Raw genomic sequence first — 15668 nt, forward strand, 5'->3', positions numbered from 1 at the left:
GGCGAGTGCAGACCTTGAGTAAAATACTTTTGGCGAAGCAGCAGTGATAGATCGAAAGTATTAGTAGCCCCTCAAATACAAGGTTTCAGCGCCTGTCAGCGGCTGCCGCCTGCGCCCCGCCCCCGCGCGCTATGGGGCATCTGCGCATATCAGATTGAGACCTTTATTGTATTTCCCTCGAGCTGTCGTCGCTGCGCACTATCGCCGCTCCTTGCAGCAGGTGCAGGGCGAACGACGACACTCAGGGAGCGACACCGATCATGCTGACCCAAGGCGCCAACGTGCTCGACGGCCCACTGGCCTGGAGCCTCAATTCCTGGCGCGACCGCAGCGCTGCGCAGCAACCGCTGTATCACGACCAAGCTGCCCTTGAGCAAGCGCTGGCAAGCGTGCGCCAGGCCCCCACGCTGGTCAGTCGGCAGTCGATCAGCCTGCTTACGGCCTTGCTGGCCCAGGCCCAGCAGGGCCGTGCGTTTGTCTTGCAAGGCGGTGATTGCGCCGAAGACCTCACCCAGACCGATCAGGCCGCGCTGAATCGCTTTCTGCAGCTGATGCAGGAGATGAGCCAGCTGCTGACGCGGGGTGTTCAGCGACCGGTGATCAAGATCGGCCGCCTCGCCGGGCAATACGCCAAGCCACGCTCCAGTGATATCGAAACCCGTGATGGTCTGAGTCTGCCGGTGTATCGCGGCGATATCGTCAACCAGGCCGAGTTCAGCGCAGCAGCGCGGCGGGCAGATCCGCAGCGCTTGCTTGCAGCCTATGCGCACACGGCCGCGACCTTGCGCGACATCCGCAACCTGCAGGGTTTCATGGACAGCGATGGCCTGTGCGATCAGGCGCTGTTCATCTCCCACGAAGCCTTGCTGCTGGAATACGAACAGGCGCTGACCCGGCAACAGGACGATGGCTGCTGGTTCAACCAGGCCACCCACCTGCCGTGGATTGGCCTGCGCACCGCCCAGCCCGACGGCGCCCACGTCGAATACCTGCGTGGGGTGAGCAACCCGGTGGCGGTCAAGGTCGGCGCTGAAACCTCGGCCGGCGCACTGCTTCAGCTGATCCAACAGCTCAACCCGCACAGCCAGCCGGGCCGACTGACGCTGATCCATCGCATGGGCGCGGCACTGCTGGAGCAGCACCTCGGGCCGCTGATTGACGCTGTTCAGCATGCTGGCGCACGGGTGTTGTGGCTGTGCGACCCTATGCACGGCAATACCCGCACCCTACCCTGCGGCACCAAGACCCGCGCTTTCGATGACATCCTGGCGGAAATAGAGACGGCCTTCGCCGTGCATGCCCGGCATGGCTCGATCCTCGGCGGGCTGCACCTGGAAATGACCGCTGAAGCAGTCACCGAATGCCTCGGTGGCCCGGGCCAACTGCAGCCGGAGGATCTGCGCCGCTGCTACCTGAGCAAGGTTGATCCCCGCCTGAATGGCGAACAGGCCTTGGCCTTGGCCCAGCACTTGAGTCAGATGCCGCCATGCCGTTAGCCATCTACGTTTTTTCGCTGTGCACCTTTGCCTTCGGCTTGTCCGAGTTCGTGGTCGCCGGGCTGGTTTCGGCAATGGCGGCCGACCTGAGCAGCTCAGTCGCCGCAGTAGGCGCGGCGATTGCTGCGTACGCGCTGGGTGCCGCCATCGGCGCACCGTTGCTGACTGCGGCACTGGCGAGTTGGTGTGACCGCTCGCTGATGCTGCTGACGGTTGCAGTGCTGGGTGTGGGTAGCCTGCTGCTGGCAAGCGTCGAGCAGGTGTGGACCTTGCACCTGGTGCGCTTTGTGATTGGCCTGGCCCATGGCGTGTTCATGGCGATAGCGGCCAGTGTTGCAGTCAAGCTGGTAGCGCCCGCGCAGGCCGGGCGGGCATTGTCGGTGGTATGGATGGGCTTGACGGTGTCGTTGGCACTCGGGGTGCCGTTGGGCACGCTGCTAGGCAGTTTCTGGTCGTGGCGGGTGATATTTGTCGCGCTGGCGCTGCTCGGTTGTTTGAGCTTGATCGGCTTGCTGCGCTGGATGCCGGTTCAGGCCGGTGCGGCGGCGGATGCTCAGCCTGGCGCGGGGTTGAGCGGCCTGCGCGCCGTGCTACTGCGGCCGTTGTTGTCCGTTGCCGGGGTGTCCATGCTGGTCAGCGTCGCGGTGTTCAGCTTTTTCAGCTACGTGTCGCCGTACCTGCTGGAGGTGAGCCAGGCCGGGCCTCGCTTGTTGAGCGCGGGCATGCTGCTGTTTGGCGCCTGTACGATTGCTGGCAATCTGGTGGGCGGGTATGCCGGCGACCGTTTTGCGATTAACCGCTGCCTGCTACTGGCGCTGCTCATGCTGGTGGTGACGCTGATGCTGCTGTATGTCTTCAGGCAGTCGCCATGGGCCGTGCTCGGCCTGGTCGGGGTGCTGGGGGCGGTGTTCTTCGCCATCGTTACGTTGTCCACGTTGCGCCTGCTCAACCTGGCTAAAACCCTGGCGCCGCACGCCAGCGGCGTGGCCTCGGGGTTGAACATTGCTGCGTTCAACCTCGGCACCGCACTAGGCGGCGGGCTCGGTGGCCTCTTGGTCGGTCAGCTCGGTCTGGCGTGGTTGCCGCTGGCAGGCGTTGGCGCCGCTCTGTTGGCAATTGCCGTGCTCCTCAGCCAGACGCCTGCTGATGTGCCCTATGAAGCTGAAGCTCAGCGCTGAGCCTTGGCGCACTGCCACAGGCGGGCAATATCGCTGGCGCGCGCCTGCAGCAGTGCCGGCGCCTCGCTGCACGCCTGAGCCAGGGTCATCGGCCCACTGGCCAGCGCAAACGCGGCATCTATGCCATGGGCGTACAGCTGCTGGTAACCCTCGCCCAGGGTGCCGGCCAGCACCACCACCGGCACACCATGACGTTTGGCAACCCTGGCCACACCCATCGGCGTTTTGCCGCGCAAGGTCTGCGCGTCAAAGCGGCCTTCGCCGGTGATGACCAGATCGGCGCCCTGCACCAGTGCATCCAGCCCGGCCAGCTCGGCGACCACCTCCACTCCAGCGCGGAAACGCGCGTCCATGAAGGCCTTGGCCGCAAAGCCCATGCCGCCGGCAGCGCCGCTACCGGGCGACTCCCTGAGGTCGTTACCCAGCAGTTGCGCGCATTGGTCGGCAAAATGCCCAAGGGCGAGATCCAGCGCTGTCACCTGCTCAGGGCTGGCGCCTTTTTGCGGGCCAAAAATCGCCGAGGCGCCGTTTGGCCCACACAGCGGGTTGTCGACGTCTGCTGCGACTTCGACCTGCACCTCTGCCAGGCGCGGATCAAGCTTGCTGGCGTCGATCCGGGCCAGTTGCGCCAGGGCCAGGCCGCCTTCGGCCAGCGCCTGCCCATCGGCATCGAACAAACCCAAGCCCAAGGCGCGGAGCATGCCGCTGCCGCCGTCGTTGGTGGCACTGCCGCCAATCGCCAGGACGATGCGTTGGGCACCCGCAGTCAAGGCCGCGCCAATCAGCTCCCCGGTGCCCCAGGTGCTGCTGCGACAGGCGTCGCGCTGCTCGCCGGGGACCAGCTGCAAACCACTGGCTTCGGCCATTTCGATGATTGCCGTGCGGCTCTCGGCCAGCCAGCCCCAGCTGGCTTCGACCGCCTGCCCCAATGGCCCACGCACCACTTGTCGGCGCAGCTCACCGTGACTGGCCGCAACAATCGCCTGCAGCGTGCCTTCGCCGCCATCGGCCATCGGACACTCGACCAGCTCGGCGTCCGCCCACACCTCGGCCAGGCCGCGTGCGATGGCCTGGGCGACGGCAGCAGCGTCGAGGCTGTCCTTGAACGAATCGGGGGCGATGACAATTTTCATGGGGATTCTCCTGATCCTGTTGCAGCGATGCTGACAGTTGCGTCAGCCGCAGGCCTCGGTCAGATGCACAAAAGCCCGCCGCCGTTGTTTGGGCAAACGCCTTTGCTGCTCGGCTCAGTCGGCCGGCAACAGCTGCAAGCCCAGATACAGGGTCAACATGCCGTCCAGCCGCTGTGGGTCGACCTCGCCCAGCTCGGCGATACGTTCCAGGCGATAACGCAGGCTGTTGCGGTGAATACCCAGTGCATCGGCACAGGCCTGGCTCTGGCCATCGTGGGCGCACCAGGCGCGCAAGGTATTGAGCAACTGCCCGCTGGCGTCCTTGCTACGGATGCGCAGCAAGGGCTCGAGCAATTCATCCAGCGCGTCGTCGTTACGGTGGCGCCACAGCAGTGCTGGCAAGCGGTAGCGGGTCAGGTTCAGCAAGCGCTCGGCAGGCAGCACTTCGCGCCCATAGGCAAGCAGATCACGCACCCGCCGGTAGCCGCGTCGCAATTGCTCAAGGCTTTGCGCTGCGGGGCCGACGGCCAGGCGCTGGACTTGCCAGCCATGGCGCTGCAGACGTTCGAGCAGGCGTTGTTCGTCCAGCGCCACTGCCGCTGGACGACACCACAACAATGACTGGCGGGCCGGGCTAACGCACCAGCCATCCGGATAACGGCTCATCAACCAAGTGGCCAAGGCTTCTGCAGGCGGTCCGGACTCCAGCTCGAAAAGGCACGGAACCCGCGCCAATTGGGGCTTGAGGCCAAGTTGCTGGGCCTCGTCGAGCAACCGCGTCGAGTCTCCACTACTGCCCAGCAACAATGCCAGCAAGTCATCACAGCGCTGGCGTCGCCATTGTTGCTCGACTTGCAGATGACGCTGGGCCAGGAGCATCTCGGCGGTCATCCGCACCAGCTCACCGTAGGTGCGCAATTGCTGTGGATCACCGGTCAGGCCGAGCACGCCGATCAAGCGGCCGTCGAGCATCAGTGGCAGGTTGACGCCGGGCTGCACGCCCTTGAGGCACTTGGCCGCGTCATTGTCGAGTTCGACGATCCGGCCGTTGGCCAGTACCAACTGGGCGCCTTCATGGCGTGTGTTGATGCGTTCTGCTTCACCGCTGCCCAGTATCAAGCCCTGACTGTCCATGACGTTGACGTTGCACGGCAGAATGGCCATCGCCCGGTCGACGATATCCTGTGCCAGGTCATGGTCCAGTTCGAACATTCAACGGTCCTTGCAGTGATAGGATTTGGGCCGCAGCACAGCGGCCAGCGCTGATCCCTGTGCACAAGCACAAAGACAGCCGCGCTGCGCTCGCCGAGACTCGTCAGGGCGAGCGCCGAGACAGGCGACGCGGTAACAATCATAACAACAGAGATCCCGATCATGGCACACAGCTCTGCCCCTGACCAAGGCCACGATAGCACCCGCAATGCGCTGTACCGGCGCATCACACTGCGGCTGATTCCATTCATTTTCATCTGCTACCTGTTCAACTACCTCGACCGCGTCAACGTTGGTTTTGCCAAGCTACAGATGCTCGATGCACTGAAGTTCAGCGAAACCGTCTACGGCCTCGGCGCCGGGATTTTCTTCATCGGCTACGTACTCTGCGGCCTGCCCAGCAACCTGGCGCTGAACCGCTTTGGGCCGCGGCGCTGGATCGCGTTGATGATGATCGCCTGGGGCAGCCTGTCGACCTGCTTGATGTTCGTCACCACGCCGACCGAGTTCTACGCCCTGCGCCTGCTCACCGGCGCCGCCGAAGCCGGCTTCTTCCCGGGCGTGGTGCTGTACCTCTCGCGCTGGTTCCCGGCGGATCGACGTGGGCGGATCATGGCCCTGTTCATGTCGGCAATCCCGGTCTCGGGGCTGCTTGGCGGGCCGTTTTCGGGCTGGATTCTGCAGCACTTTGCCGCCGGCCAGCACGGTTTGGCGGGCTGGCAGTGGATGTTCCTGATCCAGGGCCTGCCGACGGTGGTGCTGGGCGTGCTGGCGATCAAACTGCTCAGCGACGGTTACCAGAAAGCGCCGTGGCTGAGCCCGGCCGAGCGGCAGATCATCGAAGCCGACCTCAACGCCGATGCAGCGCGCAAGCCGGTCACCAGCGGTGACAGTGTGCTGTCGGTGCTGACCAATCCGTTGATCTGGACCTTTGGCTTCATCTACTTCTGCATCCAGAGCGGCGTGTACGCGATCAACTTCTGGCTGCCATCGATCATCAAGAGCATGGGTTTTGACAACCCGCTGCTGATTGGCTGGTTGAGCGCGATCCCTTATCTGCTGGCCGGCGTGTTCATGATTCTGGTAGGCCGTTCGGCTGACCTGCGCAACGAACGCCGCTGGCACCTGGTGGTGCCGATGCTGATGGGCGCGATCGGCCTGCTGATCGCGGTCAACTTTGCCGGCAACCCGCCAATCGCCATTCTTGGTCTGTCGATCGCGACCATGGGCGCCCTCACCGGCTTGCCGATGTTCTGGCCGATGCCGACTGCGTTGCTCAGTGCTGCCACTGCCGTTGCAGGTTTGGCAATCATCAACTCGGTCGGGCAGATGGCAGGCTTCCTCAGCCCGTATCTGGTGGGTTTCATCAAGGATCAGACCGGTTCGACCGATGCCGCGTTGTACTCGCTGGCTGGGCTTATCGTGATCGGCAGCCTGGTGGCCCTGCGCGTCACCCGTGCTGGCGCCTTGAGCAGCGCCCGCGCCGATTGAAACGGCTGACCGTTGCCGGGCCTGGCGCCCGGCAACCCCTCACCGCCACAACGCGACAACCCCGCCCTCCTTGCCCAGCACCGGGTCCAGCTCCGGCAACGCGACCTTGGCAATCCGCGCCACCGCCTGCGTGTGGCCTCGGGCGTTGGGCCGCTCGACCTCGTAGTCTTCTTGCCCCCGCGGGTAACCGCCAACCACGACAAAGTCCTCACTGCAGGTCACGCAGCGATGGCCGGTACCAGCCGGCAGCACCAGGACGTCGCCGGCTTTGACGCTGATGGTCTGCCCGGCGGTACCGCCCAGGGTCAATCGCGCCTCCCCCTGCGCTACGCCCAGGACTTCATGCGCGTTGGGGTGGAAATGGTGATAGGGAAACACGCCATCTCGCCATAACGCAGGCCAGCCGTGCACTTCGAACAGCGCCTCGAAGGCCGCCGCCCGGTCCGTGCCGCTGGGCCACTGCATCGAGTAGAGCAACACCGGCAACACGCTGTTCGGCGTCGAGCCGTCGTCGGCGAAACGTAGCTGGCGCGGCTTAACAGGCCGCGGCGCGATAGATTGCTGCTGGTCCATGGTCTGCCCCTCACAGGCTTGTATTCTGTTGAGAAGCTTGAATGCCGTCAGGCGTTCCATTTCAAGCAGGCGCTCACTGCCTCAGGCTTTTGCGCTATGGTTGCAGTCTGACCGGCACTTCGAACCGGCCCACGACAATAACAGCACGGGGAGCGCCCATGACCGCGCCTGCCACCGACACCCGCGCCAGGGAACTGGCTGCGTTTATCGACTGCCACTTCGCCGAACGCGGCCTTGCGCCGGAAGCGGTGATCGCCGAATCCTGGTTTCGCAGCATCAATCAGCACCATCTCGACCCAGGCCTGCGCCATGTCGACAATATCCTCAGCGCCGCCGAGATTCGCCAGCATCAGGCTCAGCACGAGGCCTACCTGAGCATCGCCGGGCAAGGCGTCAACGGCCTGGCCCGGCGAGTGGTCGATGCGGGCTTCGCCGTACTGCTCAGCGATGCTGACGGCATCACCCTCGATGCCCGCCTGCCAGCCGATCACGACCGTTATTCACGCGCTGGGCTGATCGTCGGCGCCCGCTGGGACGAATCGATAGCCGGCACCAATGGCATCGGCACAGCGCTGGCCTCGGGGCAGGCGCTGACCATCCACCGCCAGGAGCATTTTCTTGCGGCTAACGCCCGCCTGAGCTGCTCGGTGTCACCCATTTTCGATGCGCAGAATCAACTGCTAGGCTGCCTCAACGCGACCTGTCTGTTCAACGACGGGCCGAAGCAGGCGCAACACCTGACCCTGCACCTGGTGACGCTGTACGCGCGGCTGATCGAGAACACCCATTTCCGGCAACGCTACCGCGACCGCCTGACCCTGGCGCTGAAGCCTCGTGACGACATCACCGATCTGGCCAATGAGCAATTATTGGCGCTGGATGAAGGCGGCCGGGTGATCGGTGCTAACCGGGCTGCATTCATGGCCCAGCCTGGCGCCCTGCTGGGCTTGCGCATCGAGCAGTTGCTGCCTGCCAGTATCGATGAGTTGCTGATGCTCACCCGCGGCGGCGCTTGCGGCACCCAGCTGCGCGAGCCTGGCAGCGAACTGATCATCGAAGTCGGTTTGCGTGTGCCGGCTGGCTACGGGCTGCGCGCCAATACTGTTGCACCTGCCCCAGCTGCAGCGCGCCACCCCACATTGGAAGCGCTTGCCGGAGGCGACAGCCAACTGCAGCAAAGCGTGCAGCGCCTGCGCAAAGTGTTGGATAAAGACATCTGCATCCTGATCACCGGTGAAACCGGCACCGGCAAGGAGGCGTTCGCCCGTGCTGTGCACCAAGCCAGTCGCCGTCAGGCCGGCCCGTTCGTTGCGCTCAATTGCGCGGCGATCCCCGAGTCGTTGATTGAAAGCGAGCTGTTTGGCTACCGCAGCGGCAGCTTCACCGGCGCCAATCGCAAAGGCATGAAGGGCAAGCTGGAACTGGCCAATGGCGGCACGCTGTTCCTCGATGAGATCGGTGACATGCCTGCGCACCTGCAAACCCGCTTGCTGCGGGTGCTGGCCGAGCGTGAGCTGCAGCCACTGGGGGCCGAAGCGCCGGTGGCGCTGGATATCCAGGTGGTGTCGGCGACTCACCAGGATCTGGCGGGCATGATCGCTGAAAAACGCTTCCGTGAAGACCTCTACTATCGCCTGTGCGGCATGCGCATGAGCCTACCGGCGCTACGCCAGCGCAGTGATCGCGCCGAGTTGATCGAGCACCTGCTGCAGCGGCTGCCCGAAGCGCAAGGGCTGCAGTTGGACGCAGAGGCTCGGCGCTGCCTGCTGGGCCACCCCTGGCCTGGCAATGTGCGCCAATTGCTGAACACGCTGCGCTATGCGGTAGCGCTGGCGGAGGATGGGGTGATAAGCCTGGGTTGTCTGCCGGAAGAGTTGCTGGCGAGTGCGCCGCGAGTCGCAGTACATGCACAACCACTGCGCCTGGAGGCCCAGGTCGAGGATGCTGAAGCCCGGCATCTGCTTGATGTACTGCGACGCGAGCATTGGAACATCAGCGCGGCAGCAGAATCGGCGGGAATCTCCCGTTCGACCCTGTACCGCAAGATGAAACGCCACGGGATCGTCCCGCCGAATCAGGCTGACTGATGTCAGCACTGGCCGACGCGCGAGCGTGCCGGCCAGTCCTTACTCAGCCCTGGATATACACCACCTGCGTGCGCGTGTATTCATACAGCCCATGCTTGCCATCCGCGCCGCCCACCCCGGACTTGCGTGCTCCGGCGTGGAAACCCTGCATGGCCTCGAAGTTCTCGCGATTGATGTAGGTCTCGCCAAAATCAATCTCGCGGCTGGCCTTTAGCGCTGCGTTCAGGTCGCGGGTATATAGCGACGAGGTCAGGCCATACTCGCTGTCATTGGCCAGGGCAATCGCTTCGTCCAGGTCGTCGATGATCTGGATCGGCAGGACCGGCCCGAAGATCTCCTTGCGCATGATCTCCATGTCCGCCGAACAGCCGGCCAGCACCGTCGGTTGATAGTGGAAGCCCGCGCCAAGATCAGCCACCTGCCCGCCGGTGACCACCTGAGCGCCCTGCCCGACTGCCGTGCGCACCATCTGCGCGACCTTGTCCAGCCCGGCCTGGTTGATCAACGGGCCCATGTCCAGGTCAGCCTGCAGCGACGGGTCGCCGTAGCGCGTGGCGGCCATCGTCTGCGCGACCTTGTCGATGAAGGCCTCCGCCACGCCGCGTTGCACATAGACCCGCTCGGCGCAGTTGCACACCTGCCCGGTATTGATCACCCGCGAGGCAACGATCGCACGCACGGCCAAATCCAGGTCGGCGTCGGCCAGCACGATAGCGGGTGCCTTGCCGCCCAGTTCGAGGTTGAGCTTGGTGATGTTCGGCGCTGCCGCAGCCATGATCCGCGCGCCGGTGGCGACACTGCCGGTGAAGCTGACCAGGTCGATGCCAGCATGGCTGGTGAGGCTGTGGCCGACACTTGCACCTTGGCCGCCGACCACGTTGAACACCCCTGGCGGTAGATCGGTTTCGGCTACCAACCGGGCAAATTCGTAGCAGTTGATCGGCGTCTCTTCGCTGGGTTTGATCACGATGGTGTTGCCGGTCAGCAGCGCCGGCGCCATCTTGCGCGCAATTAGGAAGAACGGGAAATTCCACGGCAGCACCCCTGCCACCACGCCGAGGGGCTTGCGCAGCAGGAAGATGTGCTCGTTGGCGCGGTCACTGCTCAGCACTTCGCCCTCCAGGCGGCGCGCCCATTCGGCCATGTAGTCGAGGTAGTCGGCAGTGAAGTTGACCTCCACCAGGGCCAACGCTGGCACCTTGCCCTGCTCCTGGGTGATGATTCGCGCCAGGCGCTCGGCATTGGCCCGCACCTTGATCGCAATCTGGCGCAAGTAGCCGGCGCGCTCGATGGCAGGTTTTGCCGCCCAACCTTTTTGCGCACGGCGCGCTGCGGCAATCGCACGTTCGACCTGCTCGACGGGTGACTCTGGCACCGCCCCCAGCAATTCACCATTGGCCGGATTGAACACCTCGATCAGCTGCTCGCTGGCCACAAAAGCGTTGTCGATATAGTTCTGGTACGGATTATCGCGCATGGTCATGTCACTCCTTGGAAGCATTGTCGGCAAGCGGCGTGGCGGCCGCAGGCTTGGCGCTGAACTGCTCCCAGACACTGCCTTCGCGTTGCAGGTCATGGGCGCGCTTGATCAGGTATTGGTGCACCTGCTCCACCTGCTCGGGCTTGAGCGCTTCGGCAAACGAAGGCATGCCGTCCGGGACGCGCCCGCCATAGAGGATGCCGAGGAACATCTGGTGTTTTTCCGCGGTGAGCTTGCGCAGATCCGGCAGTACGCCGCCGCTGACGGCATGGATGCCGTGGCACTGCGAGCAGTTGCCGTCGTACAGCGCAGCGCCGGCAGCTACGGTTTTTTCGTCAGCAGTGAGCGCTGGCGGCTTAGGCGTGTCGGCCGGCGGTGGTGGCTCACGCAAGGTGGCGTTGCCGCCGATCTTGTAGGTCAGCACCTGGGCGAACGGCTGCACACCGGCGCGCAGCGACAAGGCCCCGGCAAAGGTCGAGAACGCCCCGCCCCAACCGGCCATGAAGGTCACGTATTGCTCGCCATCCACCGAATAGGTGATCGGCGCAGCCATCACGCCGCTGGCAGCCGGTGATTCCCAGAGCTTTTTGCCATTATCGGCGGCATAGGCGATCACCCGGCCATCGGCGCTGCCTTCGAACACCAGGTTGCCCGCCGTGCTCAGGGTGCCGCCGTTGAAAATGGTGATATACGGCACTTCCCAGGCAGGTGCCTGCTTGACCGGGTCCCATGCGATCAACTTGCCTGACCAGGTCTTGGCCATTTCCAGCAAGCCTTCAGGGCCTTCAGGCATCATCCCGGTACGCAAGCCCAGCTGGTACACACTCTTGAACGGGTGACGCTTGGGCGCTTCCGGGATGTGCTCGTAGTAGGCCGACATGATGTGCGCGGGAATGTACACCAACCCGGTGTTGGGGTTGTAGGACATCGGGTGCCAGTCATGCGCGCCCCAGAATGCAGGGGTCACCAGCTTGCGCTTGCCGTCTTTCCAGTAGGCGGCTGCCTCATCATCGACGATGGGCCGGCCGGTCTTCATGTCGATACCCTTGGCCCAGTTGACCGGCACGATATTCTTCGCCGAGAGCAACTCGCCGGTGGCGCGGTCGAGTACATAGAAGAAGCCGTTTTTCGGCGCCTGCATCAATACCTTGCGCTGTTTGCCGTTGATCGGCAGTTCAGCGAGGATCATGTGCTGGGTGGCGGTGAAGTCCCAGGCATCTCCAGGTGTGGTCTGGTAGTGCCAGGCGTATTCGCCGGTGTCGGCATTGACCGCCACGATCGACGACAGGAACAGGTTGTCGCCCTTGGCCTGGCTGCGCCATTTCGGGTCCCACAGCGAGCCGTTGCCGACGCCGATATAGAGCAGGTTCAGCTCCGGGTCATACGCAAACGAATCCCACGCCGTGCCACCGCCGCCCTGCTCGACAAAGGCATCGCCGTGCCAGGTCTTGCTGGCGATCTCCATCGCTTTGTCTTCCGGCGGCAGTTTGGGATCGCCAGGCACGGTAAAGAAGCGCCAGGCCTGCTTGCCGGTCTCGGCATCATAGGCGGTGACGTAGCCACGCACGCCAAACTCGGCGCCGCCGTTGCCGATCACCACCTTGCCGTTAACCACCCGCGGCGCACCGGTGATGGTGTAGCTGCGTTTGTCGTCGCTGCGGGTGTCGACCGACCATACGCGCTTGCCGGTCTTGGAATCGATGGCCTCCAGGCGGCCATCGAGCACGCCGACATAGACCTTGCCCTGCCACACGGCTACGCCACGGTTGACCGCGTCGCAGCAGGCCTCACCGGCCCGATGGCGATCGGACTGCGGATCGTACTTCCACAGCAGCTTGCCGTTGCGTGCGTCCAGGGCATACACCACCGAAAATGGCCCAGTGGTGTACATAACACCGTCGACCACGATAGGCGTGGCCTCGACGCCACGGTCCAGATCGAGCTTATAACTCCAGGCCAGGCCCAATTGATTGACGTTGCCGTCGTTGATGGTGTTCAGCGGGCTGTAGCGTTGCTCATCGTAGGTACGGCCATGGCTCATCCAGTTGCCGGGCTCTTTGTCGGCGTCGATGATGCGCTTGCCATCGACCTCGGCGGCAAACGCCGGGGCCAGACAAGCCAACGCCAGGACGGCGCAACCTGCGGTTCTCATCAAGGCACCCGGCATGGGCCGGCGGTGCGGACCTGATTGGGTCATCGGGGGAATCTCCGTTCTTGTTATTGGCGACACCCAGGGAATGTGTCGTGAAGAACAGGAGCAACGGCTGTGCCAGTATTGCTGATGGTGCTGGAGTGGCCGTCCTAGAGGGAGTTGTTCACGGATGGCCGCAAGCCGGCGACCGCTTCAATAGATGCGGTTTCGGCACACTTGGCGCAGGAATGGAACAGGTGTGTCAGTCCGAGAGAAGCTTCGATGGTAGGCTGCGAAGACGTCTCAGCAACAGACTCCCGATCAGCGTTGCAAGGACGAATGCCATCGCTAATGCCCACAGCAAGTCCCCATCTGCCAACGCGACCCCCGCGCTGCACAAGCCGCCAACGGTAAATACGAGCGTGTTATTCAGCGCAGCTGCCGTCCCTGCAATCTCAGGATGTAGGCTCAACGCGCAGGTAGTCGCTGCCGGGCGCACAATCGTTGTACCGGCACTGCAGACCACCATCGACAGCATGATCCCGGTGACGGTCGGATTTAGCACATACAACCAGAGAAGCATCGACAGCCCGGCGACGCCGATCAAAAGAAGCCCCAATCTGATCTGCGCATTCACCTCGATGCGCTTGTTCAAAGCACTGGCAACCACGCCGCCAATGATATAAGCCGCACCATAAGCAATGAATATCAGTGAAAGGGCGTAGTCGGTCATTCCCAAGAGATCCATGAACAGCAAGGGGGACGTGACAATGAATGAGAAGTGGCAAGCAAATGCGATTGCGGACAGCATCGAATAGCTTATGAAGCGTCGATCCTTGAACAAGGTGCGATAACCGCTCCGTGGGGCGACAGGACGTGCAGCGTCTGTGAGTGAAACAGTACACAGCAACACCGCTAACGCTGCGAGCACGACAAATGCCTGAAAGCTGCCCCGCCAACCAAGCCACTGTTGCAAAAAACTGCCTGCCAGCGGTGACAGGGAGATAAACAAACCGCTGGCGGTGGTCAGTAAAATTCGCATCGAATTGCGCCGATGGTCGCTATACAAGTCTTGAACCAGTGCATGGCTGAGTACAAAGCAACCGCATCCAGCGGCCTGCACCAAGCGGAAAACCATAAAGGACGAAAAGTCCCAGGCATAAATACAACCCACGGCGCCTGACGCCGCCGTTATCAGTCCGACTAACAACAGGCGTTTACGGCCAAGGCGATCGGATAGCGGTCCGATCCAGCACTGCGACAGCGCGACCCCGATGGCGAACAGGCTGATGGACCAGGCGATATCTCGGGTTGGGACCGAAAATTGTGAAGACAACGCTGGGAATGATGGAAGTATCACATCCAGGGGGAATATCCCAAGTAAGCTCATCAGTATCAATACAGTAACCAAAAGCCGATTTTCAGACGGTTGTACTTTTAGCACTACGCACCTCAACGCTGCGAATTTGCGGCATGGTTACTGGCGGATATTGCGTCTCCAGGCTGCATCAAGCATCGCTGCGTCGTCATGCGCGTTGCAATAAGCCTAGGCAGGAAAAAAATCCCATAGCGTTGTGAGGGATTTCGCTAACTACCAGCTGCGTATAAACATCATGTTGACTACTCGAAAATGATGTCAGCGCTGGGCGACACCAGGCTACACACATTTGCAGGCAGGATCAGGCAACAACCGAGCTGTTTTGCCCTTTCAAACCCCACCGCTTGCCTGTAAAAAAGGTCATCCCCCTCCCCACTCAAGGACCTTCCCCATGCTCTATCGCCCTCTTGGCCAAAGCGGCCTGCAGGTTTCTGCCCTGACCCTGGGCAGCATGATGTTCGGCGAGCAGACCAGCGCCGAGGACTCGCTGCGGATCATCGACAAGGCCTGGGATCAGGGTGTCAACTTTGTCGATACCGCCGACGTCTACAACGGCGGGCGCTCGGAGCAGATTGTCGGCGAGGCGGTGGCGCGCAATCGGCAGGACTGGGTGGTTGCGTCCAAAGCCGGCTTCGGCGCCATAGACGGTTTGCCCAACCGCGGCGGGCTGTCGCGCAAGCATCTGTTCAATGCCATCGAAGCCAGCCTGACCCGAATGGGTACCGATTACCTGGATATCTACTACCTGCACCGCGAAGACCACAACGTGCCGCTGGAAGAAACCGTGCGGGCCATCGGTGACCTGCTGCAACAGGGCAAGATCCGCTACTGGGGCGTGTCCAACTTCCGTGGCTGGCGCATCGCCGAGATCTGCAACGTAGCCGAGCGCCTGGGTGTGGCCAAGCCGGTGGTAAGCCAACCGCTGTACAACATCGTCAACCGCCAGGCCGAACCTGAGCAGCTGACCGCTGCGGGCTATCACGGGCTTGGTGTGGTGCCGTTCAGCCCACTGGCACGCGGCGTGCTCAGCGGCAAGTACGCACCGGGCTCGGAGCCAGACGCCGGCAGCCGTGCCGGGCGCCAGGACAAGCGCATCATGGAAGTGGAATGGCGTCAGGAGTCACTGACCATCGCGCGCAAGATCCACGCCTACTGCGAGGGCAAAGGCGTCGGTATCGTTGAGTTCGCGATTGCCTGGGTGCTGAACAATCGGCTGGTCAGCTCGGCGATTGTCGGGCCGCGCACCGAGGCGCAGTGGGACACCTATGCCGGGGCACTGCAGGTGAAGATCACTGCCGAAGATGAAGCCTTCATCGATGCGCTGGTGACCCCAGGCCATGCGTCGACCCCAGGCTTCAACGATGTTGCCCACTTCGTCAGCGGCCGCCTGGCACGCTAACCAGGCCACTCACCTGCCCCTGTAGGAGCGGCCTTGTGTCGCGAAAGGCGCGCGCAGCGGGCCCGGCTATTTGCGGTGCTGCATAATCATGGGGCCGCTACGCAGCCCTT

Annotated in this window: 11 protein-coding genes; 5 read left to right on the top strand and 6 right to left on the bottom strand. The window is 63.1% G+C overall.

What is annotated here, in order from left to right; genetic code table 11:
• Positions 1 to 260 precede the first annotated feature (260 nt).
• A complete protein-coding gene (locus ACQZ2L_RS08330; RefSeq protein ID WP_430325606.1) occupies positions 261 to 1496 on the top strand; it encodes a 3-deoxy-7-phosphoheptulonate synthase in 1236 nt (411 codons plus the stop codon).
• Positions 1487 to 2674, top strand: a complete 1188-nt coding sequence (locus ACQZ2L_RS08335; RefSeq protein WP_430325607.1) for an MFS transporter — start codon at positions 1487 to 1489, stop codon at positions 2672 to 2674. The genes ACQZ2L_RS08330 and ACQZ2L_RS08335 overlap by 10 nt, the downstream gene beginning before the upstream one ends.
• Here the strand turns inward: ACQZ2L_RS08335 and ACQZ2L_RS08340 are convergent.
• A complete protein-coding gene (locus ACQZ2L_RS08340) occupies positions 2665 to 3807 on the bottom strand; it encodes a glycerate kinase (RefSeq protein ID WP_430325608.1) in 1143 nt (380 codons plus the stop codon). The two genes, ACQZ2L_RS08335 and ACQZ2L_RS08340, sit on opposite strands and share 10 nt — an antisense overlap.
• A gap of 114 nt (positions 3808 to 3921) precedes the next feature.
• Positions 3922 to 5019, bottom strand: coding sequence for a sugar diacid recognition domain-containing protein (locus ACQZ2L_RS08345; protein ID WP_430325609.1), 1098 nt, complete (start codon positions 5017 to 5019; stop codon positions 3922 to 3924).
• 162 nt (positions 5020 to 5181) lie between these two features.
• Between ACQZ2L_RS08345 and ACQZ2L_RS08350 the strand changes: the two genes are divergently transcribed.
• The gene (locus tag ACQZ2L_RS08350) at positions 5182 to 6510 is read left to right on the top strand and encodes an MFS transporter (protein WP_430325610.1); all 1329 of its coding nucleotides are present in this window, start codon (positions 5182 to 5184) and stop codon (positions 6508 to 6510) included.
• Positions 6511 to 6549: 39 nt separating this feature from the next.
• On the opposite strand, the gene ACQZ2L_RS08355 is transcribed toward ACQZ2L_RS08350, so the two are convergent.
• A complete protein-coding gene (locus ACQZ2L_RS08355) occupies positions 6550 to 7083 on the bottom strand; it encodes a cupin domain-containing protein (RefSeq protein WP_430325611.1) in 534 nt (177 codons plus the stop codon).
• 158 nt (positions 7084 to 7241) lie between these two features.
• Between ACQZ2L_RS08355 and ACQZ2L_RS08360 the strand changes: the two genes are divergently transcribed.
• Positions 7242 to 9170, top strand: coding sequence for a sigma-54-dependent Fis family transcriptional regulator (locus ACQZ2L_RS08360; RefSeq protein ID WP_430325612.1), 1929 nt, complete (start codon positions 7242 to 7244; stop codon positions 9168 to 9170).
• Between the two features lie 43 nt (positions 9171 to 9213).
• Here the strand turns inward: ACQZ2L_RS08360 and aldA are convergent, their stop codons facing one another.
• The 3 genes from aldA to ACQZ2L_RS08375 form a co-directional block, all read right to left on the bottom strand.
• Positions 9214 to 10647 carry an aldehyde dehydrogenase gene (aldA, locus tag ACQZ2L_RS08365; RefSeq protein ID WP_430325726.1) on the bottom strand — a complete coding sequence of 478 codons (1434 nt, stop codon included), beginning with the start codon at positions 10645 to 10647 and terminating at the stop codon, positions 9214 to 9216.
• Positions 10648 to 10654: 7 nt separating this feature from the next.
• On the bottom strand, positions 10655 to 12802 hold the full coding sequence (locus ACQZ2L_RS08370) for a PQQ-dependent dehydrogenase, methanol/ethanol family (protein ID WP_430325727.1): 2148 nt from the start codon (positions 12800 to 12802) through the stop codon (positions 10655 to 10657).
• A 241-nt stretch (positions 12803 to 13043) separates the two neighbouring features.
• On the bottom strand, positions 13044 to 14171 hold the full coding sequence (locus tag ACQZ2L_RS08375) for an MFS transporter (RefSeq protein ID WP_430325728.1): 1128 nt from the start codon (positions 14169 to 14171) through the stop codon (positions 13044 to 13046).
• A gap of 379 nt (positions 14172 to 14550) precedes the next feature.
• Between ACQZ2L_RS08375 and ACQZ2L_RS08380 the strand changes: the two genes are divergently transcribed.
• Positions 14551 to 15558: an aldo/keto reductase gene (locus ACQZ2L_RS08380; protein WP_430325613.1), complete on the top strand. Its 1008-nt coding sequence runs from the start codon at positions 14551 to 14553 to the stop codon at positions 15556 to 15558.
• Positions 15559 to 15668 lie beyond the last annotated feature (110 nt).

The sequence above is a fragment of the Pseudomonas shirazensis genome (assembly GCF_050496565.1).
Lineage (GTDB): Bacteria > Pseudomonadota > Gammaproteobacteria > Pseudomonadales > Pseudomonadaceae > Aquipseudomonas > Aquipseudomonas shirazensis_A.